This is a genomic window from Extibacter muris, from assembly GCF_004345005.1.
GTDB classification, from domain to species: Bacteria; Bacillota; Clostridia; order Lachnospirales; family Lachnospiraceae; genus Extibacter; species Extibacter muris.
On the sequence record NZ_SMMX01000003.1, the window covers coordinates 153,030 to 174,327 of the forward strand.

Below are 21,298 nucleotides of genomic sequence, written 5' to 3' on the forward strand. Positions count from 1 at the left end.
GCAGAAGCTGGCTGGCATTGATAATAAGGCAGGAAGGAGTTATATTATGAGAGCAATCTTAGAGACAGTAGATCTGGTAAAATATTATGGAGAAGGTGAGAATACGGTCCGGGCAATCGACCATACGAGCCTTAGCGTACAGGGAGGAGAATTCACGGCCATCGTTGGACGGTCCGGTTCCGGCAAGAGTACGCTCCTCCATATGCTCGGCGGCCTGGATCGTCCGGATTCCGGAAAAGTATATATCGAAGGCAGGGATATCTTTGCATTGAAGGATGAACGTCTTGCAGTGTTCAGAAGAAGAAAGATCGGATTCATATTCCAGGACTATAATCTGATGCCGGCCCTGAACGTGTGGGAGAATATCGTGCTCCCCATCGGTCTTGACGGCAAGAAGGTGAACCAGGATTTCGTGATGGATATCGTCAAAAGCATAGGGATGGAAGATAAGCTTCATTCCCTTCCGAACACGCTGTCAGGAGGACAGAAGCAGCGTGTTGCCATTGCGCGTGCGCTGGCTTCAAAGCCGGCCATCATCCTTGCAGACGAACCAACGGGGAATCTGGATTCCAAGACGGAGATGGAGGTCATATCCATTCTGAAAAACTGTGTCAATAAATACGGACAGACACTCGTCATGATAACCCATGACGAGACGATTGCCCAGATGGCGGACCGGGTAATCATTATCGCTGACGGCAAGGTGGTGAAGTAGATGAACATTATTACGAAGACAGCACTTGCCAATTTTAGGAGCAACCGGAGCAGGAACATACTGATAGGTGTCGCTATCGCACTGACCGCCATGCTGCTCACTACCGTACCGACTGTCGTATTCGGTACGATTGACCTCCGGTTTGCGGCTGTGGATAATGTATATCCGACATTCCACGGCATGTTCCGTAATGTAGACGAGAAGTCGGCAGACAAGATGCTTGATGATGCACGGCTTACCGATACAGGGCTGAGGGAGGACGCCGCATATATGATATGCGACGGCACGGATGCCAATATATCTATGGTCTACTGCGATGATAATACGGTTAAGCTGAACCGGCTCAAGCTCGAAGAAGGAAAGATGCCGGAAAGGGCGGATGAGATAGTCGTTTCCGAAGGACTATTAAAAGTGATGGGATTGACGGGAGGAATCGGGGACAAGATTACCGTTCCTTTCCAGCCGGTCAAAGCCGGAGGGCTTGGCCAGGCGATGAAAAAGGAGTTTACGATAACAGGCCTGACGAAAGACTCGGAAGAGGCAGAGAGCAGAAATATCTATTCTTCGCTAGTCTCAGGGGCATTTACGGAAGAAATCATCTCCGAAGGAGAGCATGAGTACAGGGTATATTTCTCCATCGCGGATGCAAAAGGTAAGACGACGGATGTCATAAAAGACAGCATGGAGGAAGTAGGAAAGAGCTATGGCATCGGTAAAGAAGATATCGTTGACAATTCGGAATACTTGATGGCCAACTATGTAGATCCCGCTATGTACGGGGGGATGATCATCCTGATGGCCGTCATCGTTCTGGCCGGGGTTCTTACGATTTGCAGCATCTACTATGTATCTATGATGAACAAGGTGCAGGAATATGGCAAATTAAAGGCAATTGGCTCCACCAGACGGCAGATCAGGCAGCTCGTGTTCCGTGAGGGCTTTGCGGTAGCAGCGGCAGCGATACCCGTGGGACTGATACTCGGCCTGGGGACGGGTATGCTTCTTGTGCATGGAATGGTCAGGTCAGGACTTGCGTCTGAAAATGAGATGGCGAATGAGATGAAACGTGTGATGGCGGCCGGGGATATCTCGCTTATCAAGCCATGGATACTGCTTCTGGCCGCCGCCGTCGCACTTGTCTCCGTCTATATCTCCCTGCTTCTTCCGATGCGGAAGGCAGCCAAGATATCTGCCATCGAGGCAATCCGTTTCCAGGGGACGGATAAGAAGAATAAGAAAAAGCGCCGGAAAGGCTATGCAGAGCTGAATATCCGAAAGCTTACGTCCTCCAATCTGGGCAGAAACAAGAAACGTACGACCGCTACCATCGTCACGCTCGGCATAACCGGAATCCTGTTCGTAGTCGTTGCGACGATATTAAGCTGTATGAATCCAAAGTCAATGACCATGGACTCCATCCGCGGAGATGTGGAGATTACGCTTAACAGTGAGAGCGGCAATGAGATGCACCCGGAGCGGGAACGGAAGAATATCCAGAAAAATAATCCGCTTACCGAAGAATTGAAAAAGCAGATTGAAACATTGGATGGAGTGGAACGAGTAGAAACTTATACAGGCGTAAGCGCAAGCCTGGAAGAGCTCCAAGAAGATGACGGAAGGCCCCTTGATACAGCTCTGGGCGGACTGAGCGAAGCGGCGATGGGAGAATTGGAACGCTATGTAACGGACGGGTCTCTGGATGACGAAAGTCTGATGGACGGCACAGGCATCATCTTGAGCGGGTCATATATAATAGCATATCCGGGTGCCGACTGGAAGGCAGGTGATAAGGTGCATCTGAACATAAAAGACGGCGACGATATCATAAAAAAAGAATATAAGATAGCGGCTATCGTGGATGCACCGAACGGCCTGGCCGGGAGCGGCTTTACGCTGCCGTCGTCCGTGCTGGAGGACCTCTGTAAAAATAACGTGACAGATGACTTTATTATATTTACGGAAAAAAGTAAGGTAGACGCGGTGACGAAGGAGATAAGAGCGATTGTAGAAGGCCAGGAATTCCTTGCGATGAACACGTGGAAGGATGCATATGAACAGTCGGAAAAGAACATCGGCTATATGCTGTACGGCTGCTACGGCCTGCTGTTTGTATTCGGCCTTGTCAGCATACTGAATCTTGTCAATACGATGATTAACAGTGTCTATATAAGACGCCGGGAGCTTGGAGTCCTTCAGGCAATCGGACTGTCCGGAAGGCAGACGGTGCGTATGCTGCAGCTGGAGGGGCTGTTCTACACGGCAGGTACGCTACTGCTATCCGTTGGAGCCGGCAGCATCGCAGGATATGGCTGCTTCCTCTGGGCCAAAGCAGAGAGCATCATGTCCATCAGGACATATGAATACCCGACCGTGCCGGTCATAATACTGGCAGTCATTATCCTTGTGGTCCAGGTATTGATAACCTATATGGTAAACAACAGCTTCAAGAAACAGAGCCTTATAGACCGTATCAGGTTTGCGGAGTAACTGGGGGGTTAGCAAAGTGGCTGCGGGCTGGGAGCCGGGTGGCATCTGCTCCGATGCGTACGAGGCTTCGACTAGTCCACGGCCTCCTAACTTTGCGGCAGAGTCGCTGATAGCAGCTCATCTCCCACAAACCAGGGATTCCGGGACGGATTCTCCGCCTCTTACGCTTACACCTGCGCATCTCCCACCCAGCTCCCCGTCCGCTATCTACTTCACTTAACAAGGGCGAGGGCGGCTGTGTGGCGTTACTGGCCAGCGGATGGCCGCCGGCTGCATGGGGCGTCGTGGCCTATCTCGCAATCGGCTGTACATGCATCGCCTATCTGCTGCAGAATACCGCAGTTGCCTAGGTTTCCTCACAGACGGTCTCTATGCTCCAGACATCACAGCCTGTCGCGACTGCGGTATTCTCCTTTCTCATACTGGGCGAACTGCTTACTGTAAAAGGGTATATCGGAGCGGCGACGATACTGGTATGCATTTTGGCGCAAAGTGTATTTGCCAGGCAGCGCTAAAGATTTATAATAAAAAACCGTTTACATGTACGGGTACCTGGGGAAGTGTCTTAATGAGTAGAAGAAATATAGTGGTCAGTATAATCTGTGCATTATTATGCTGTACGGGAGTAACTGTTATCTTTGAAAGATATCAGTCATGGACCAACCAGGCTTTCGACGAGCTGGCAGCGGAGAATATAAAGGCATATTCCGACAGCCAGAATACGGAAGTCACAGCCAGGGTAGAGAATGTCAGGACAACGTTGAAAACGATAGCCGAGATGATACGGCAGCGGGAAGAGGCAGGAGAAGGTACGGAAGGTCTGGAAGAATATTTTGATGCGGTGAGCAGCAATGAGGACAAAGTAGAAGCTTTGAAAGAAAATATCGCGGAAAAGAAACAGCTTACAATGACTGGATTATCCTGAATGTATTCCATTCCAAAGAGATGAACAAGTATGTCTTGACGCTGGAAGATAACGGAAAAAAGATGACCGCCCTGTTGATCGGCCTGGCGGCAGTTACGGTATTGCTTGTGGCGGGCATCGTCTACCACGGCAATAAGGAGCACCGTTTTGAACGGATACGTACAGCGCTTCTGACTAATTTCAGCGATATGATCCTGTGCGAATACGACAGGAACAAAGATGTGCTCAGATGTACCTCGAATATATCCAGGGTGTTGGCGGTGGAGCAGACGCAGATAACTGATTTTAAGCAGTTTATAGCTGATTCGGGGCTCGTCCATCCTCAGGACCATCTTGTGCTGGAAGATATGATCAAGCGGCATCTGAAGGAAGGGGAGACGGAAAAGTACGAAGTACGGCTTAAGGCAAAGGGGAATGCATATATCTGGTGCAGGCTTGATATCGTAAGTATAGGAAGCAAAAGGAAACGGATTCTGGTAATTAAAGTTACGGACATCTCCGGTGAGAAGAAGAAGGAGATGGCGCTTATGCGGAAGGCACAGAGGGATACGTTGTCCGGTCTGCTGAACAGAGGGGCATTCAAGGATCAGGTGTCTGAATATATCAGGCAGAGCCAGGGAGGCTGCCTGTTTTTGATAGACTTGGATAATTTCAAAGATATCAACGACAGATACGGACACCTTGCCGGAGATGAAAGCATCCGGAAGGTCGGGGAGGTGCTCCGGGCCTGCTTCAGTGCGAGGGATGTGATAGGACGCTACGGGGGGGTTGATTTTTTTGCATTCGTACCGGGCAGGATGAGCCGGGATATTATAGACGGACGGGCGGCAGATGTCATCAGAGCGGTTGAAAAGATTACGCTCGAGGAGGCGCCGGACCTGCACTTTACCTGCAGCATAGGGATCGTAAGTTGTGAGGAAGGCAGCAGCTTCCGTGAATGTCTGAAACATGCGGATGAGGCCATGTATGAGGCCAAAAGCAGAGGGAAGAATTCATGGATTGTACAATAAGCACTGTACAATGGGCGGTGATTTCGATATAATTATTATGCAGTTATCCGCATAGGGGTGTGCGGTATGACAATAATATCCGCGTCAAGCGGCAAGGAGGTTTTTCTAGAGATGGAAATCAGAGAAGGCTATATGCCATTTAAAGAGTACAAGACGTATTACCGGATTGTAGGAAAGAAGACAGGGAAAAAGAAACCGCTGGTTCTGCTCCACGGCGGACCCGGATCCACACATAATTATTTTGAAGTGCTGGACCGCCTCGCTGAAGAAGACGGTCGGGAGCTTGTCATGTATGACCAGATCGGCTGCGGCGAGTCTTACGTAGAGAACCGCCCGGACTTGTGGACGGCAAAGACCTGGATTGAAGAGCTTGCAGCACTCAGAGAGCATCTGGGACTTGACGAGATGCATCTGCTCGGCCAGTCATGGGGAGGCATGCTTCTTCTGGACTATGTGTGCAACCATAAGCCTGCGGGCCTTAAGAGCCTTATCCTGTCGAGTACGCTGCCGGCATCCTGGATGTGGGGAGTAGAGCAGCATCGGATGATCAAGGAGCTGCCGCAGGAGATGCAGGACGCTATTGAGAAAGCGACGACGTCAGGAGACTACAGCGATCCGGTATATGCAGCAGCGGAGACCGAATACATGCTGCGCCATGCCGCAGGTGCGGTGACAGATGATTCTCCGGAATGCCTGAGACGTCCGGTGCAGAAAGGCGGAGAAGCATATGTAACCGGATGGGGACCGAATGAATTTACGCCGATGGGAACGCTGAAAGACTATGATGTGACGGAGCAGCTCAAAGATATCAAAGAGCCGTCTCTCGTCATCAACGGAGGGAACGACCTGTGCACGCCGTACATTGCAAAGTACATGTACGACCGGATTCCAAACTCCAGGTGGGAGCTGTTCCAGTTCTGCCGCCATATGTGCTTTGTCGAGGACAATGACAGATATGTAGAGCTTATGAAAGAATGGCTGAATGCCAACGATTGATGACAATCAGGAAAGAAAGAAGATGAGTGGAGAAGAATTAATCAAAGAAGAGTTGGGTGCAAAAGAGCCCGTTACAGAAGAGCCGGTTACAGTAGAGCCGTCTGAAGATGATGAAAGAAAAGTGAAAGACAGGCAGAGGAAAAGAGGTTTTTTTGCCGCCTTTATGGCAGGGCTCCTATGGGGGGCTTCAAGCCCTATCGCGCAGTTCTTGTTCGAGGACAAGGGAGTGACGTCGGAATGGCTCGTGCCTTACCGCCTCGTTATGGCTGGCATCCTATTATTCCTGTATGCAGTTCTTATCAAGAAGCAGAGCCCTGTGGTGTGGAAAGAGAAGCAGGACGGTATCCGCCAGATCGTATTCTCAATCCTGGGCATGATGGGGATGCAGTATACGTTTTTCGCGGCAGTGCAGGAGACGAACGCAGGGACCGCTACCATATTCCAGTACCTGAATCCTGCAATGCTTATCATCTATTTTGCCGTCATCTATAAAGTGATGCCAAAAGCAAAAGAGATAACGGCAGTATTATGTTCGCTGGCAGGCATTTTTCTTGTGGTAACCCACGGGAATATCCATGCTCTTTCTGTATCTCCCAAGGGTATCCTGCTCGGTCTTCTGGTGGCGCTCACGACTTGCTTTTACGGTGTCCTGCCGGGACCATTGCTGAAGAATTATCCGGCAGAGATGGTGTGTGCCTGGGCCATGATTATCGGCGGGCTTGTACTGACCATAGTGACCAGGCCATGGAGACTCTACGTACATATCGACTGGGCGGTAGCAATCGCGTTTTTAGCAATCGTCATATTAGGAACGATATTTCCGTTCTGCTTTTACCTGGCTTCGCTGAAAAGCGTGGGGTCCGTGTATGCGGGACTGCTTTCGAGCGTGGAACCAGTGGCCGCCACCGTGCTCGCTGCGGCTTTTCTGGGAACCACGTTCCGCATGATAGATGTAGCAGGTTTTGTACTCGTATTGTCCACTCTGTTTATATTAAATATCAATTCCAAATAATATGCGGCGCCAAAGCACGGTTATCTGATCCGGCTTTGGCGCCGCCTGTTATGTTACGGCCTGTGCTGTAAAAAAGTTATCATGGCTGTTGACTTTTTTGATGGCATGTGTTATATTACGTATAGAACAAATAAAACATTTATCATAGAAAAGGAGAGATGACCTATGTTGATGCCGAGAATTTTTGGAGAAAGGACCTTTGATGATTTCTGGGATTTCCCGATGAGAAGATTTGCGTCTGACAGCATGATGAGAACAGATGTAAAAGAGGCTGACGGCAAGTATGAGCTGGCGATGGACCTTCCGGGATTCAGGAAGGAAGATATCAAAGCTTCATTGAAGGACGGTTATCTTACCATTAGCGCCGTCACGGACAGAAGCAATGACAAGAAGGATGAGAACGGCAGATATATCCGAAGGGAGCGCTACAGCGGCTCATGCAGCAGGAGCTTCTATGTCGGGGAATCTGTCAGGGAGGAAGATATCAAAGCGAAGTTTGAAGATGGAACCCTGACGGTTCTTGTACCAAAGGAAGAGAACGAGCCAAAGATAGAAGAAGGCAGATATATCGCCATCGAAGGATAGGAGATAGGACGGACAGCCGTGAGCAGGCGTGTCCCGGGAAAAGAGGTGGATTGTGGAAGAAATCAATAAAGACTGTCCCTGCAAAAGGGTAAAATGTAAGCGGCATGGCAGATGTGCCGCCTGCCGGGAGCAACACGGCAAGCCGGACGCCAAGTATCTGACTGCCTGCGAGCGGATAAATAAAAGAAAGAAAAAGCAGCCGTAAAAGCTGCTTTTAATTTCTGCAGAATCAGCAAGACGAACGTACAGATTGTGAGAATTATTGCCTCATTCTGGATGTAGGACGAATGTCACAGGCATATAATGGAATAAGTGCATCGATTCTGGAGTATTGCCTTATGAAGCAGGAAACAGTCAAAAGGATTAAAAATTACGTGGTGCTGGTCCTTGTAACAGCTGTTGCAATCGCCGGTTCATACAAGTATGTGTCGCAGTATGTGAAGGTATCAAGCAATGTAAATGGCAGAGAGCTTCCGATATACTCGGTAGATACAAAGGAGAAAAAGGTGGCCCTCACGTTTGACGCGGCGTGGGGAAATGAAGACACGCAGAAGATACTGGACATATTAAAGAAACACGACGTCCATGTAACGTTCTTCATGACTGGCGGGTGGGTTGACAAATATCCGGATGACGTGAAGTCCATATATGAGGCAGGACATGATCTGGGCAGCCACAGCGAAAGCCATAAGAATATGTCGCAGCTAAGCGATGAGGAGAAAAAGCAGGAACTGCTGTCCGTGCACAAGAAAGTAAAGGCACTTACGGGAACAGACATGTATTTGTTCCGGGCGCCTTATGGAGACTATGACGATGCAGTGATTCTGACTGCCAAAGAAAACGGCTACTATACGATCCAGTGGAATGTGGACAGCTTGGACTGGAAAGACTATGGTGTGAAAAGCATACTATCGACGGTGCTGGATAATCAGGAACTTGGCAACGGCTCTGTCATCCTCTGCCATAACGGCGCCAAATACACGGCAGACGCGCTGGATCAGCTTATCGAAGGCCTTAAGAAGAAAGGATATGAGATTGTGCCAGTCTCACAGCTCATCTATAAGGACGGATACCATATGGATGTCAACGGACGGCAGATAAAAGACTGAAATGGCCCTGTTAAATCCTTAACTACTGTGCTATACTCGGATTATATACTTGTACGTTTTAGAGAGGGATAAGGAGAACATAGAGGGAGACATGAGGGTATTGGTTATCACAGCAGTTCTCATGCTGGTATTTGCAATCATATATGGAGCATCGAGGGGAAGAATCGGGTGCAGGTCGCTTGCATTTAAAGCGCTTGCCACATTTATGGCCGTGTATCTTGGCATGCACGGGGCTATCAGGTTCGGCGGCATGACTGGCACCTTCATGTCGCTTGGGCTCGTATTGTGCATGGCCGCTGATGTTGCGCTGGAACTGGACTTTGTAAAGGGGATCCTGCTGTTCGGGACCGCGCATATATGCTTCATCGCATCCTACAACAGGCTGGCACATCCGGTATGGTATACCTTTGCAGGGGCGTCGCTGGCGTATCTGGTGGTATTCGTCCTGTTTAAAAATGAATTGAAACACCTTGGTAAGCTGAAAGCCGCGGCAGTCATATACATGGCAGTGCTCTGTTATATGGCGGCCTCGGCCGTTACCCTTTGGATCTCTTATAGAACAGAAGCGTCGGCCATGGCTGCGGCAGGGGCGGTCTGCTTCGTCATCTCAGACGGGATTATCGCGTACAGGACTACGAAGGGGAAGGATGAGCTTATATACGGGGCCGCCATCCTGCTGCTGTATTACAGCGCTGTCTATCTGTTTGGAGCGGCAGTGTTCATTGGATTGTAAAAGACGGCACATTATTGAAAGAGAATATCATATTGTATGAGGAAAAATGCAAAGACAGGGTAATTTTTTTTATACCTGATTTTGTGTTTGTGTTATAATTATGATGTTGGGGTCAAAATCTATTTGACCCCTTGATACCTACGGATTGCTCCGCATTTTCATGCTCCCGCAATCCTAAAACAATCGAAATCAGCCCTAATCGGGCTACTTTCTCATGTTTTACGGGTCCCAAAGTCACACTTTTTCATGCAGGCATGAAACGCGTGGCCTTTTGACCCTGGTATCATTATTATGCTGGTATTCAGGAATAGAGGATGCCAGTTCGGAAAATGATGAGTGGAAATGATTACAGGAGGGATGCAAAAAATGCAGGGTACAAGAAAAGTAACGGATGATATCGTATGGGTCGGCTGCAACGACAGACGGCTTGCTTTGTTTGAAAATCTATTTCCGATACCGAGGGGAGTTTCCTATAATTCCTACCTTATCATGGACGAGAAGGTGGCATTGATGGACACGGTGGACGCATCTGTCACGGGCCAGTTTATGGAGAACCTGGAATATGTGCTTGCGGGACGTGGCATCGATTATCTTGTCGTACAGCATATGGAGCCCGACCACTGTGCCAATATCGAGGAGCTGATGAAGAGGTATCCTGACATGCAGGTGGTCGCGAACACAAAGACGGTGCAGATGATCCATCAGTTTTTTGACGTTGAATCTGACGGAAGGGTTACACTTGTCAAAGAAGGGGACACGCTTTCGACGGGAGAGCACACGCTCCGTTTCGTGATGGCGCCTATGGTCCACTGGCCGGAGGTCATGGTGACTTATGATGAAAAGGACAAGATTCTATTTTCCGCGGATGCCTTTGGCACATTTGGCGCGCTGGACGGCAATATATTCAACGATGAGATTGACTTCGAAAAGGACTGGCTTTCTGAGGCGAGAAGATATTATTCCAATATCGTCGGAAAATACGGCGTACAGGTGCAGAGCCTGCTGAAGAAGGCTGCCGCACTTGACGTGGCGATGATATGCCCCCTGCACGGGCCGGTGTGGAGATCCAGCCTTGGCTTTTTCATTGACAAGTATGACAAGTGGAGCAGATACGAACCGGAAGAGGATTCCGTCGTCCTCATCTACGGGTCCATATACGGTCATACCGAGGCGGCGGTGAATTCGCTTGCATGCCGTCTGGCAGACGCGGGGGTGAAGGGAATCAAGGTATATGACGCATCATCTACCCACGTGTCAGACCTGATTGCAGAAATATTCCGATGCAGCCATGTCGTGCTTGCCTGCGCGACGTATAATGGAGGCATCTACCCGCCGATAGAGAACCTGTTGAGCGACATGAAGGCGCTATCCGTACAGAAGCGTACCGTTGCGCTTATGGATAACGGGACATGGGCCCCGGCGGCAGGCAGGATGATTGTGAAGCGGCTGGAAGAGATGAAAGACATTACCGTCCTGGAGCAGCTGTCTATCAAATCTGTCCTTAGAGAAGATCGGGCAGAGGACCTGGAAACATTTGCCCGGAAAATTGTGGAAGCAATGTAGGCATAAGGCCGGCAAGAGAAAATCAGAGGAAAAGACATATGGACAACAGAGTATCCGTAATCAGCATCATCATAAAAGAAGAAGAATCCGTGACAGCGATCAATGAGCTGCTGCACGAATTCCGGGAGCATGTCGTGGGCCGGATGGGCATTCCTTACCGTGACAGAGGCGTGTCCATCATCAGCGTGGTGCTGGACGCCCCCGGCGATGTGACAAGCGCGCTCTCCGGCAAGCTCGGGATGCAGCCGGGCGTTACCGCCAAGACGCTGACAGCGAAATTGTGAACAGGGACGTGATCTTTTTTCGTTTTCCTACGTCCCTTTTATAACCGGTTGATTCCGCTTTGGAGCTCTTCCGCCCATTTCTGCAGGTTATACGTCCTGCCGCCGAAGAGCTTCAGGATGACCCCGGTTGGGTTGTTTGCATTGGCAAAGGCATTGGCCTCGTCGGTGTCTACGTGCATGGCGAGCGCGAAGTCAGGGCTTACGCGTACGACGACATCCGCGAAGATGAGTGACCGTTCATAGCTTTCCATGATGACAAATACCTCATCATTGTCCTGGACGTTCAGCTGGCCGGCCTGGACGGGTGTCATATGGATGTGGCGTTTGGCGACTATGACGCCGTGTCCGAGCTCCAGCGTCCCCTTCGGACCGATGAGCGTACACCCGGGAGTGCCCTGCGTGTCTCCGGACTGCCGGATCATTCCAGGCACGCCGAGCTTCCGGGAGTCGGTCATGGAGATTTCCACCTGTGTCTCGCGGCGGTAAGGCCCGAGCACTGCAATATTTTCAAAACTGCCTTTCGGGCCTTTGACGGTGACCCGCTCATTGGATACATACTGCCCCGGCTGGCTTAAAGGAGCTTTATATGACAGGGCCTTGTCCTCTCCGAATAGAATTTTAAAATCTGCCTCGCTGATGTGCATATGGCGTGCACTTGTCTCGATTGGTATAGCAATCCCCATAACTCTCCACACCTTTCTGTACATGAAATAGAATATCATCAGACTTGATATATGCTTATTGTAACAAAGCGGAGTGCTTTTTTCAATCTTCAGATATTTTAGATTACGTGCTTGAGAATAGCACGTAAATGGCATATAATAGGAACAGGGAACATCACCACTTGGAGTATAGATGATATAAGGAGGAAGAAGGATGAGAAACATTTGGGAAGCGGTCAGGGAATTTTTCAAGCGGGACTGGACGCCGACGGAGAAGGTGCTGCTCATAATATGCTGTATCCTCATCGGCGTCGTGAAAGGCTTTTTGCTGTCACCTGTCAAGAAAGGCATCAGCTGCGGCAATAATAATGGCAATGTATATAACGAGCTTGACGATGACTATTGGCTGGATGACGAAGATTAAATCGTATTTCTGGCAATGTTCGGCACTTTGGTACGTTGACAAAGCGCCATTTTCTATTTATAATTTTATATTGTATAAGACAAAGGCGTTTTCACGAATATGGGAACGCCTTTGATTATACATAAAAGTGCATAAATATACATACTAAACATACAAAAATGCTGCATATCCGTAATGAGGAGGGAAATGATGATGAATAATTACACGAGAGAAGACATTTTGAAGATGGTCCGCGACGAGGACGTGGGATTTATACGCCTTCAGTTTACCGATATCTTTGGTACATTGAAAAATGTAGCGGTTACGGCAAGCCAGCTTGAAAAAGCGCTTGACGGCGGCTGCATGTTCGATGGTTCGGCTATCGATGGCTTTGCAGATGTGGAGGATTCAGATATGTATCTGCGTCCGGACCTGAGCACATTTGCCATATTTCCCTGGAGGCCCCAGCAAGGTAAAGTGGCAAGGCTAATCTGTGATGTATATAAGGCAGACGGGACTGCATTTGAAAGCGATCCGCGCTTCATATTGCAGCAGGTAGTGGGCCAGGTCCGGGAGGAAGGCTACGAGCTCAATGTAGGTCCCGAATGTGAGTTCTTCCTGTTCCACACGGATGATGACGGGCTGCCGACTACGCTCACGCATGAATGTGCCGGCTACTTTGACCTGGGCCCTCTTGACCTGGGCGAAAATGCCCGCAGAGACATGGTGCTCACGCTGGAGGATATGGGATTTGAGATAGAAGCCTCCCACCATGAGATGGCCCCGGCACAGCATGAGATAGATTTCAAATATGATGAAGCGTTGACGACGGCAGATAATATCATGACATTCAAGCTGGTCGTCAAGACCATTGCAAAGCGCCATGGCCTGCATGCCACGTTTATGCCGAAGCCGAAATACGGTACGAACGGTTCGGGCATGCATCTGAACATGTCGCTTGACAAGGGCGGTATCAATGTGTTTTCAGACACTGAGGATGAAAAGGGGCTGAGCAGGGAAGCGTATCATTTTGTAGGGGGCATCATAAAGCACATAAAGGCAATCAGCTTTATTACCAACCCTTCCGTCAATTCTTTTAAAAGACTTGTGCCAGGCTATGAGGCACCGGCGTATATCGCATGGTCGACGAAGAACCGTACGCCGCTCATACGCATACCGGCGGCGCGGGACGGCGATGTGAGAGTGGAACTCAGAAGCCCTGACCCTTCGGCTAATCCGTACCTTGCCCTGTCCGTCTGCCTGGCGGCAGGGATGGATGGCATCCACAACGAGATTATGCCGCCTCAGAGCGTTGACTGCAATATATACAAGATGACGGAGGAACACAGGAGGGAAGCCGGTATCGATGCGCTGCCCGGAAGCCTTCTGGAAGCGGTGCGTGCATTTGAAGAAGATGCGTTCATCAAAGGAGTGCTTGGAGAAGACCTTTCTGAAAAGCTCATCAAGGCAAAGACAGAAGAGTACAGGGATTACCGTGGACAGGTCACAGAGTGGGAGATTGAAAAATACCTGCACAGAATCTGACGCCAGCATGTCATAACCAGTAGAAACACATTACAGGAGGTGTCAGTTTGGTTGGTATTATTGTTGTATTTCCGAATAGGGACAATGCAGCCAATATCCGTAACCTGTTAGCCCGCCAAGGCATGGCTGTCACCGGGGCATGCACTACAGGTGCACAGGCTATGAACTATGCGGATACGGTTGACGAAGGCATCGTCGTGTGCGGGTATAAGCTGAAAGATATGCTGTATTCTGAACTTCGTGAATATCTTCCTGCTGATTTTGAGATGCTGTTAATAGCGTCTCCTGACAAATGGAGCAGCGGACTTGCGGAAGGGGTAGTGGGGCTGGACATGCCGATTAAGGTTTACGACCTGATGAATACGGTGGAGATGATGCTTCAGAACATGAACCGCAGGAGAAGGAAGAGGAGGCAGGAAAGAAAGGGACGGAGCCCGGATCAGCAGCAGGCCATCCAAAAAGCAAAACAGCTTCTGATGGAACGCAACAACATGTCAGAGGGGGAAGCACACAGATATCTGCAGAAAAACAGCATGGACAGCGGGACGAATATGGTGGAGACGGCTGAGATGGTATTGAGCATCATGGCTGAATAGCAGTTGTGGAAAGAGAGGAATGATATGAGATTTACGAAAATGCATGGGCTTGGAAATGATTACGTGTATGTGAACTGTTTTGAAGAAAGAATCGCGAATCCTTCGGAAACGGCCAGATACGTAAGCGACCGGCACTTCGGGGTAGGCTCAGACGGGCTTATAATGATTAACCCGTCAGAGGCCGCCGACTTTGAGATGGAGATGTACAATGCCGATGGTTCGCGGGGAGAGATGTGCGGCAATGGTATCCGGTGCGTTGCAAAATACGTGTATGACTACGGGCTTACAGATAAGACGAGCATTTCTGTAGAGACGCTTGGAGGCATCAAATATCTGGATCTGACCGTAGAGGATGGGAAAGCCGTACTTGTCAAAGTGGATATGGGGACGCCGATACTTGATTCAGGACAGATACCAATCGTATCCGGGGGTGATGCCGTTATCGACGAGCCTGTCGTCGTAGACGGGACAGAGTACCGGATGACAGGCGTATCTATGGGGAACCCCCACGCTGTAATATATGTGGATGATCTGGGCGGACTCGATATGGAAGAGGTAGGTCCGAAGTTTGAAAACCATGAACGCTTTCCGAAACGTATCAATACGGAATTCGCTCATGTGATTGACAGGACTACAGTGGAAATGCGCGTGTGGGAGCGCGGTACCGGCGAGACCCTCGCGTGCGGCACCGGAGCATGTGCGGTGGCAGTGGCGAGCATACTGAACGGTTATACGGAAGACGAGGTTACTGTAAAGCTGCTGGGCGGCGACCTGCTTATCAGGTGGGACCGTGAATCGGATAATGTGTATATGACGGGGCCTGCCACTGTTGTATATGACGGTGAGATTGACATATAGACATATTATGATACCAGGGTCAAAAGGTCATGCGTTTCATGATTGCATGAGCACAAAGTGCGTAGCAATCCGTAGGTATCATGGGTCAAAAGGTATTTCGACCCCAGCATTAAATTATAGATAACGAGGAGGAACGTATATGTTTAAAATAAATGAAGACTACTTGAAGCTGCCGGGCAGCTATCTGTTCTCTACTATCGGCAAGAAGGTAGCGGCCTTCCAGGCAGAACATCCGAATACATCTATCATACGGCTCGGAATCGGAGACGTGACCCGGCCGCTGGCGCCGTCTATCATCGACGCGCTTCACGGTGCGGTGGACGAGATGGCGCATGCGGAGACATTTCACGGTTATGCACCAGATCTGGGATACGATTTCTTGAGAAACGCCATGGCTTTAAATGATTATGTGGCCAAAGGGTGCGACATTAATGCGGACGAGATATTTATCTCAGACGGGGCAAAGTGCGACTCCGGGAATATCCAGGAAATCTTTGCCAAGGATAACAGGATAGCGGTGTGTGACCCTGTCTATCCGGTTTATGTGGACACGAATGTGATGGCCGGCCGTACCGGGACTTATGATGCACGTACAGAGACGTGGAGCAGCGTCATCTATATGCCATGTACGAAGGAGACCAATTTCGCGCCTGAGTTGCCAAAGGAGGTGCCGGATATCATCTATCTATGCTTCCCGAACAATCCGACCGGTGCCACGATAACGAAGCCTCAGCTTCAGGAATGGGTAGATTATGCCAATAAGAACGGGGCCGTGATTATTTACGATGCTGCGTATGAAGCATACATTTCAGAGAAGGATGTGCCACACACGATTTATGAATGTGAAGGGGCCAGGACGTGTGCCATAGAGCTGCGCAGCTTTTCTAAAAATGCCGGTTTCACAGGAGTCCGCCTGGGTGCCGCCGTGGTTCCAAAAGATTTGAAATGCGGGGATGTCATGCTTCATTCGCTGTGGGCACGGCGGCACGGGACTAAATACAACGGAGCGCCATATATTGTCCAGAGGGCAGGGGAGGCGGTTTATTCAGATGCGGGTCGGGCACAGCTTAAAGAACAGGTAGCATACTATATGAAAAATGCCGGAATTATCTATGAGGGATTGAAAAGCGCAGGATATAGTGTGTCCGGTGGCGTAAATGCACCGTATATATGGCTGGAGACACCAAAAGGCATGACTTCATGGGAATTTTTCGACTATCTGCTGGAACGTGCAGGCGTAGTCGGTACGCCAGGTTCCGGGTTTGGGCCAAGCGGTGAAGGGTACTTCCGGCTGACGGCATTTGGCTCTTATGAGAATACGGTTGCAGCAATCAAGAGGATCCAGGAGATATAGAGCCTGGAAAGGTAAGGATACTGAAAGGATAAGATAAAGCCGCCGGCAGAAGAAGATTACATCTCCGGCGGCTTTTCTATGGTCTGCGGTCAGTCATGGCCTATCTTAATCTGTAGCTCCGTAATGTGCTCCTTTTCCTCGACAGCCTGATGTATATCTGTCCAGAGCAGCTCCAGGAATGGCCCTTGAAGGCTGTAGCCGTGCTCTTTGGCATATGCCAGAAGCTTCGGGATATAGTCGGCATTCTGCGCACAGTCGCCCCGGTAGCTGACAGAGAGATAATTACCTGGTTCGATAACATCTTCACCGCTTTTGTCAATGATAAAGACATCGGTATAGTTCCTATAATCGCCCGCGGCGGCACTGTCTACAGGGATGACGGAACCGATTCGGTTATTCCCGATGATATAAAGCTTATCCTTGTTCTTATTCAGGAGCTGCTTGATAAGCATATCCATCTCCTCGTCCTGGCTGTAGCCGGCGTGTATCGTGTGGCACCGTCGTGCGGGCAGCGTCTTCTCTTCAATCACTCCGATTGGCTGCCTTATCGCGTCCCGGATGATATCCAGACGGTCTTCGATATTCGACTGCAGCGTTTCCAGGGACTTCATACGCTCCCGGATGATATCCAGTTCCTCCTGCAGCATATTTTCCGTGTTGGACAGGCTTCGATTATCCAGGTATTCCCGGATGCGCTCCATAGAAAAACCAAGCTCCCGCAGATCCCGGATAACATTCAGCCGCCACAAGTCATGGATATGATACATGCGGTAATCATTCTCCCCCCTGTGCGGCTTTAAGATACCAAGCTTCTCATAATAACGCAGAGAATCTGGGCCGATATTGTATAATTGTGATATTTCGCCGATGCGATAATAATGCTTCATAAAGACCTTCCCCTCATTTAGGTACAGGGCAATTGTTAATTTGGGTACAGGGCAATTGTTAATTTGGGACGTGATCCTTTTGAATTATGTTACGTCCCCAAATAAAACCCTTGACCTTAGTATTATACCAAGGTTTAATCTATAATTACAAGGTAAAAGAATTAAGGAGAGATTAATTATGAGATTGGAAGGTAAATCGCTGAAAGGTGATTTTATAAGATTTATCATACCATCTATCGTCGCGCAGTGGGTTTTTGCGCTTTATACGATGGTAGACGGTATCTTTGTGGCAAGAGGTGTATCGGAGGTGGCTCTGACTGCAGTAAATATATCTATGCCCTATGTCATGGCGCTGTATGCGATATCTATTTTATTCGCAGTGGGTACTTCTACAGTGGTAGCGATTATGCTCGGGGAGAAGAATATCAAGCGGGCTAACGAGGTGTTTACACAGAATATCGTACTGCTCTGTATCCTTTCTATCATTGTAACGGTAGTCGTGATGCTGAACCTGGAACGGTTCGCAGATTTCCTGGGGGCAACGGCCCACAACCGGGAGTACGTGCTGGACTATCTCGGAACGCTTGCACCGTTCTCCGGGCTGTTTATCCTGGCATATTCCTTTGAGACGTTAATCAAGACAGACGGATATCCAAAGCGCGCGACCATCATCGTGACGACAGGGTCGCTCATGAACGTTGTGCTGGATTACTTCATGGTTATGGAATGGGACATGGGAATCGAAGGTGCCGCGCTTGCCACGGGCTTGTCTAATGTAGCGCTCATCGGGCTTTATCTGATGCATTTTCTGGCGGGGAAAGGAACCATCAAATTCCGGAAGTTCAAGATGGATCTGCCGCTTGTCTGGAGGGAGTTCAAGAACGGTCTGCCGTCCGGAATCACTGAGCTGTCGACGGGGCTGATCATATTCCTGTTTAACCAGGCTATACTACGTTACCTGAATGAGGACGCGCTCGTAAGCTATACGATTATATCATACGTAAATTCTATTGCTATCATGTCCATGGTCGGAATTGCACAAGGTTACCAGCCTTTAATCAGCTACTATTACGGGCAGAAACGAATCGAACGCTGCCGGAAGCTGATGCGGTACGGAATAACGGCGGCGGTTGTCGTATCTGTCGTATTCACGGCGGGTAGCGTCATCGGCGCCAAGGGGATAGTAGGGATGTTCGTTGCAAAAGAACTCACGGAGCTGAGTGCTTATTCCGTACATGTGATGTGCATATTCGTGCTGTCCTTCCTCGTAGCTGGCTATAATATAGTGATTGGCGGTTATTTTACAGCAGTAGAGAAGCCGGTATCAGCTATGGTGATATCGGTGGCCAGAAGCATCGTCATGCTTGTACTGAGCCTTGGACTGCTGACTGCTCTGTTTGGAGGAAGCGGCATATGGTGGAGCCCGACTTTGGCAGAATGCTTAACGTTCATCCTGACTATTGGCCTGTTTATACGCTATAAAAAGGGTTGGAAAAAAGAAAATTAAAAAGTTGTAAAAAAGGCTTGATTTTTGTGTTCGATTTGGTATAATAATACATGTTCCGTCAAAGAAATGACGAGCTGTATTGCGGATTGGTGTAATGGCAGCACAGCAGACTCTGACTCTGTTAGTAGAGGTTCAAATCCTCTATCCGTAGTTCCTTGGCAGGGGCGCCGGATTTCTCTTTTACAGAGAATCCGGTTAACTAAATAAAATGTCGGAGTGTGGCTCAGCTTGGTAGAGCGCTACGTTCGGGACGTAGAGGTCGCGTGTTCGAATCACGTCACTCCGATTTATCCCCCATTTTATGGGGGATTTTCATTTTTCATAAGGTAAAAAAGCTGGTTGGCTTTGGTTGGGATTCAGCATTCTCTGTAATGTTGGGCGTTGAGGGGGCAAACAAGAAAATACGGATTTACAAGTAGTTAACCTTATGGATTGGCTACTTTTTTATTGGGGATTCACAGTGAATGAAAGTAACCGCTAAATAATACCGCGGTATAAATTAAAATTACCCCAGCCCCTTGCGAGTTGGAGTAATTCACTATAATTCACATGCGATCTTTGATAGATTGGAGTTTTTCACTCCAGGGTGCCAGATCCGCCAGCTGTTCATCGGTCATCTCTTTATCTGGCCGGTGCTCCAGCAGAAATTTAAGATATCCGTAAATATTCGGCCCATGTGCTTTTGCCATCTCAACCATTGTGTAGACCACTGCGCTGGCATTCGCTCCGTCAACGGAACTGCTGAACAGCCAGTTCTTCCGCCCCACTGCGAATGGACGGATCGCATTCTCGCTGAGATTGTTGGTAAAGCTGCAGCGCCCGTCTTCCAGATAGGTCTCTGCTGTATCACGCCGGTTGAGAACGTAATTCACCGCTTTATCCATCCGGGTATTCCGGACCGGCCTCTGCTGCTCAAGCCACGACCAGAAAGCCTCCAGAACAGGTTTTTCCTTCTCGAGACGCAGCTGCGTCCGCTTTTCATAATCACCGGGATATTTTTTGTTAATCGAGTCCTCAATGGCGAATAACCGGTTGCAGTACTGGACTCCCTGTACTGCCGGCTGGCTGTAGTCATACTGCTTTCCTTTGGGGACAGCGTCGATAAAGTATCGGCGGATATGCGCCCAGCAGGAACAGCGTCTGATCCCCGGGAGATTGTTGTAGCCCTGATAGCCGTCAGTTTCCAGATATCCATGGTAGCCTTCCAGAAACTCCTTTGCATGGCTGCCGCTTCTGGTCGGGGAATAGCCATACAGGATGATTGCCGGAAGCCCGCCCTCGCCGCTGCGGAACAGCCACATGAATGACTGGGTCTGGGCCCTGCGTCCTTCCTCATTCAGCACCTGGACTCTTGTCTCATCTGCCATCGCAAACTCTCGTTTCAGAAGCTCCCGATGAAAGTAATCATACATTGGCTGAAAATAGTTCTGCGAACAGTAGATGATCCAGTTGGCAAGAGTGGTGCGGCTGATCTGGGCACCATACTGTTTCCAGTCTTTCTCCTGCCGGTAAAGGGGAAGCCCATTGGCATACTTCTGATACATGGTCCATGCAACGGCAGAAGCCGAGGCAGGGCCTTTCCCAACCAGAGCCGCCGGGACCTGGGACTTTACGATCACGGGTTTTTCCGTATCACCGAGTCCTTCCTTGCAGGATGGGCATCCGTAACTCCGTCTGTAGTATTCGATCACTTTACAGGTGGCAGGAATGAATTCCAGTTCCCGGCGGACATACTCCTCGCCGACCAGGACCATCTGCGTACCACAGACCGGGCAGATCTGCTCTTCTTCCGGGAGAGGTATCACTACTTTTTCAACCTTCAGGCCTTTGAAGAGCTCTTCATGCGTTGCCTTCTTTTGGCGGGTATGCTCCCGGATTACCGTTTCTTCTTCCAGCAGGGATGGATCCTGTTCCACTTCCGCTTCATCGAAGAGATTCTGTTGTCCCGGAATATCATCGGATCTTCTTTCGCTGGAAGAGGCGAAAAGTTTTTTGGTAAGATAGTCCACCTGTGATAGCCGCCGCGGACAGACAACCGCTTATAGATCAGAACGAAGCCGTCAGGTT

Annotated in this window: 21 protein-coding genes, 2 tRNA genes and 2 pseudogenes; 22 read left to right on the top strand and 3 right to left on the bottom strand. The window is 49.5% G+C overall.

Going from position 1 to position 21,298, the window contains the following annotated elements:
• Window positions 1–46: 46 nt before the first annotated feature.
• The 14 genes and pseudogenes from E1963_RS04435 (at window position 47) to E1963_RS04490 (ending at window position 11,419) form a co-directional block, all read left to right on the top strand.
• Window positions 47–715: an ABC transporter ATP-binding protein gene (locus E1963_RS04435; protein WP_066581254.1), complete on the top strand. Its 669-nt coding sequence runs from the start codon at window positions 47–49 to the stop codon at window positions 713–715.
• Window positions 716–3,202, top strand: coding sequence for an ABC transporter permease (locus E1963_RS04440; RefSeq protein ID WP_132275738.1), 2,487 nt, complete (start codon window positions 716–718; stop codon window positions 3,200–3,202). It begins immediately after the preceding gene.
• Window positions 3,203–3,218: 16 nt separating this feature from the next.
• On the top strand, window positions 3,219–3,422 hold the full coding sequence (locus E1963_RS19405) for a hypothetical protein (RefSeq protein ID WP_145964160.1): 204 nt from the start codon (window positions 3,219–3,221) through the stop codon (window positions 3,420–3,422).
• A gap of 142 nt (window positions 3,423–3,564) precedes the next feature.
• Window positions 3,565–3,717, top strand: a pseudogene (locus E1963_RS04445) (EamA/RhaT family transporter); the annotation flags it as partial.
• A 53-nt stretch (window positions 3,718–3,770) separates the two neighbouring features.
• Window positions 3,771–4,127 carry a hypothetical protein gene (locus E1963_RS04450; RefSeq protein WP_132275744.1) on the top strand — a complete coding sequence of 119 codons (357 nt, stop codon included), beginning with the start codon at window positions 3,771–3,773 and terminating at the stop codon, window positions 4,125–4,127.
• A 20-nt stretch (window positions 4,128–4,147) separates the two neighbouring features.
• On the top strand, window positions 4,148–5,137 hold the full coding sequence (locus tag E1963_RS04455; protein WP_132275747.1) for a sensor domain-containing diguanylate cyclase: 990 nt from the start codon (window positions 4,148–4,150) through the stop codon (window positions 5,135–5,137).
• Between the two features lie 111 nt (window positions 5,138–5,248).
• The gene (gene pepI, locus E1963_RS04460; protein WP_132275750.1) at window positions 5,249–6,133 is read left to right on the top strand and encodes a proline iminopeptidase; all 885 of its coding nucleotides are present in this window, start codon (window positions 5,249–5,251) and stop codon (window positions 6,131–6,133) included.
• 22 nt (window positions 6,134–6,155) lie between these two features.
• Entirely contained in the window at window positions 6,156–7,145 is a 990-nt protein-coding gene (locus E1963_RS04465; protein ID WP_243117565.1) for a DMT family transporter, read from the top strand.
• Between the two features lie 165 nt (window positions 7,146–7,310).
• Window positions 7,311–7,730, top strand: a complete 420-nt coding sequence (locus E1963_RS04470) for an Hsp20/alpha crystallin family protein (protein WP_132275753.1) — start codon at window positions 7,311–7,313, stop codon at window positions 7,728–7,730.
• Window positions 7,731–7,782: 52 nt separating this feature from the next.
• Window positions 7,783–7,935 (top strand): hypothetical protein, encoded by a 153-nt coding sequence (locus E1963_RS19585; protein ID WP_167482101.1) that lies wholly within the window; start codon window positions 7,783–7,785, stop codon window positions 7,933–7,935.
• A gap of 133 nt (window positions 7,936–8,068) precedes the next feature.
• Window positions 8,069–8,839: a polysaccharide deacetylase family protein gene (locus E1963_RS04475; protein ID WP_132275756.1), complete on the top strand. Its 771-nt coding sequence runs from the start codon at window positions 8,069–8,071 to the stop codon at window positions 8,837–8,839.
• 91 nt (window positions 8,840–8,930) lie between these two features.
• Complete coding sequence (locus E1963_RS04480) at window positions 8,931–9,572, top strand: lysoplasmalogenase family protein (protein ID WP_132275759.1); 642 nt, start codon at window positions 8,931–8,933, stop codon at window positions 9,570–9,572.
• 366 nt (window positions 9,573–9,938) lie between these two features.
• On the top strand, window positions 9,939–11,135 hold the full coding sequence (locus tag E1963_RS04485; protein ID WP_132275762.1) for an FprA family A-type flavoprotein: 1,197 nt from the start codon (window positions 9,939–9,941) through the stop codon (window positions 11,133–11,135).
• A gap of 38 nt (window positions 11,136–11,173) precedes the next feature.
• Window positions 11,174–11,419, top strand: a complete 246-nt coding sequence (locus E1963_RS04490; RefSeq protein WP_066573347.1) for a TM1266 family iron-only hydrogenase system putative regulator — start codon at window positions 11,174–11,176, stop codon at window positions 11,417–11,419.
• Between the two features lie 38 nt (window positions 11,420–11,457).
• Here E1963_RS04490 and pduL read toward each other — a convergent pair whose 3' ends face one another.
• The gene (gene pduL / locus E1963_RS04495; RefSeq protein ID WP_132275765.1) at window positions 11,458–12,102 is read right to left on the bottom strand and encodes a phosphate propanoyltransferase; all 645 of its coding nucleotides are present in this window, start codon (window positions 12,100–12,102) and stop codon (window positions 11,458–11,460) included.
• A 193-nt stretch (window positions 12,103–12,295) separates the two neighbouring features.
• Here pduL and E1963_RS04500 point away from each other — a divergent pair, with 193 nt between their 5' ends.
• From E1963_RS04500 to E1963_RS04520, 5 genes are all read left to right on the top strand, one after another.
• Entirely contained in the window at window positions 12,296–12,505 is a 210-nt protein-coding gene (locus tag E1963_RS04500) for a hypothetical protein (protein WP_132275768.1), read from the top strand.
• 192 nt (window positions 12,506–12,697) lie between these two features.
• A complete protein-coding gene (locus tag E1963_RS04505) occupies window positions 12,698–14,029 on the top strand; it encodes a glutamine synthetase family protein (protein ID WP_132276108.1) in 1,332 nt (443 codons plus the stop codon).
• 47 nt (window positions 14,030–14,076) lie between these two features.
• On the top strand, window positions 14,077–14,625 hold the full coding sequence (locus tag E1963_RS04510; protein WP_132275771.1) for an ANTAR domain-containing response regulator: 549 nt from the start codon (window positions 14,077–14,079) through the stop codon (window positions 14,623–14,625).
• Between the two features lie 24 nt (window positions 14,626–14,649).
• The gene (dapF, locus tag E1963_RS04515; RefSeq protein ID WP_132275774.1) at window positions 14,650–15,483 is read left to right on the top strand and encodes a diaminopimelate epimerase; all 834 of its coding nucleotides are present in this window, start codon (window positions 14,650–14,652) and stop codon (window positions 15,481–15,483) included.
• Window positions 15,484–15,622: 139 nt separating this feature from the next.
• On the top strand, window positions 15,623–16,837 hold the full coding sequence (locus E1963_RS04520; RefSeq protein WP_132275777.1) for an LL-diaminopimelate aminotransferase: 1,215 nt from the start codon (window positions 15,623–15,625) through the stop codon (window positions 16,835–16,837).
• An 89-nt stretch (window positions 16,838–16,926) separates the two neighbouring features.
• Here E1963_RS04520 and E1963_RS04525 read toward each other — a convergent pair whose 3' ends face one another.
• Entirely contained in the window at window positions 16,927–17,724 is a 798-nt protein-coding gene (locus E1963_RS04525; RefSeq protein WP_132275780.1) for a MerR family transcriptional regulator, read from the bottom strand.
• 178 nt (window positions 17,725–17,902) lie between these two features.
• On the opposite strand from E1963_RS04525, the gene E1963_RS04530 reads away from it, so the two are divergent.
• From E1963_RS04530 to E1963_RS04540, 3 genes are all read left to right on the top strand, one after another.
• Window positions 17,903–19,231, top strand: a complete 1,329-nt coding sequence (locus E1963_RS04530; RefSeq protein ID WP_132275783.1) for an MATE family efflux transporter — start codon at window positions 17,903–17,905, stop codon at window positions 19,229–19,231.
• A gap of 80 nt (window positions 19,232–19,311) precedes the next feature.
• Window positions 19,312–19,382, top strand: a tRNA-Gln gene (locus tag E1963_RS04535).
• Window positions 19,383–19,443: 61 nt separating this feature from the next.
• Window positions 19,444–19,517: transfer RNA gene (locus E1963_RS04540), tRNA-Pro, on the top strand.
• 259 nt (window positions 19,518–19,776) lie between these two features.
• On the opposite strand, the pseudogene tnpC reads toward E1963_RS04540, so the two are convergent.
• Window positions 19,777–21,243: pseudogene (gene tnpC, locus E1963_RS04545) on the bottom strand (IS66 family transposase); the annotation flags it as partial.
• Window positions 21,244–21,298 lie beyond the last annotated feature (55 nt).

Coding starts and splice junctions, on each gene's coding strand:
- E1963_RS04435 (WP_066581254.1), top strand. CDS start 47: ATGAGAGCAATCTTAGAGACAGTAGATCTGGTAAAATATTATGGAGAA.
- E1963_RS04440 (WP_132275738.1), top strand. CDS start 716: ATGAACATTATTACGAAGACAGCACTTGCCAATTTTAGGAGCAACCGG.
- E1963_RS04450 (WP_132275744.1), top strand. CDS start 3,771: ATGAGTAGAAGAAATATAGTGGTCAGTATAATCTGTGCATTATTATGC.
- E1963_RS04455 (WP_132275747.1), top strand. CDS start 4,148: ATGAACAAGTATGTCTTGACGCTGGAAGATAACGGAAAAAAGATGACC.
- pepI (WP_132275750.1), top strand. CDS start 5,249: ATGGAAATCAGAGAAGGCTATATGCCATTTAAAGAGTACAAGACGTAT.
- E1963_RS04465 (WP_243117565.1), top strand. CDS start 6,156: ATGAGTGGAGAAGAATTAATCAAAGAAGAGTTGGGTGCAAAAGAGCCC.
- E1963_RS04470 (WP_132275753.1), top strand. CDS start 7,311: ATGTTGATGCCGAGAATTTTTGGAGAAAGGACCTTTGATGATTTCTGG.
- E1963_RS04475 (WP_132275756.1), top strand. CDS start 8,069: ATGAAGCAGGAAACAGTCAAAAGGATTAAAAATTACGTGGTGCTGGTC.
- E1963_RS04480 (WP_132275759.1), top strand. CDS start 8,931: ATGAGGGTATTGGTTATCACAGCAGTTCTCATGCTGGTATTTGCAATC.
- E1963_RS04485 (WP_132275762.1), top strand. CDS start 9,939: ATGCAGGGTACAAGAAAAGTAACGGATGATATCGTATGGGTCGGCTGC.
- E1963_RS04490 (WP_066573347.1), top strand. CDS start 11,174: ATGGACAACAGAGTATCCGTAATCAGCATCATCATAAAAGAAGAAGAA.
- pduL (WP_132275765.1), bottom strand. CDS start 12,102: ATGGGGATTGCTATACCAATCGAGACAAGTGCACGCCATATGCACATC.
- E1963_RS04500 (WP_132275768.1), top strand. CDS start 12,296: ATGAGAAACATTTGGGAAGCGGTCAGGGAATTTTTCAAGCGGGACTGG.
- E1963_RS04505 (WP_132276108.1), top strand. CDS start 12,698: ATGAATAATTACACGAGAGAAGACATTTTGAAGATGGTCCGCGACGAG.
- dapF (WP_132275774.1), top strand. CDS start 14,650: ATGAGATTTACGAAAATGCATGGGCTTGGAAATGATTACGTGTATGTG.
- E1963_RS04520 (WP_132275777.1), top strand. CDS start 15,623: ATGTTTAAAATAAATGAAGACTACTTGAAGCTGCCGGGCAGCTATCTG.
- E1963_RS04525 (WP_132275780.1), bottom strand. CDS start 17,724: ATGAAGCATTATTATCGCATCGGCGAAATATCACAATTATACAATATC.
- E1963_RS04530 (WP_132275783.1), top strand. CDS start 17,903: ATGAGATTGGAAGGTAAATCGCTGAAAGGTGATTTTATAAGATTTATC.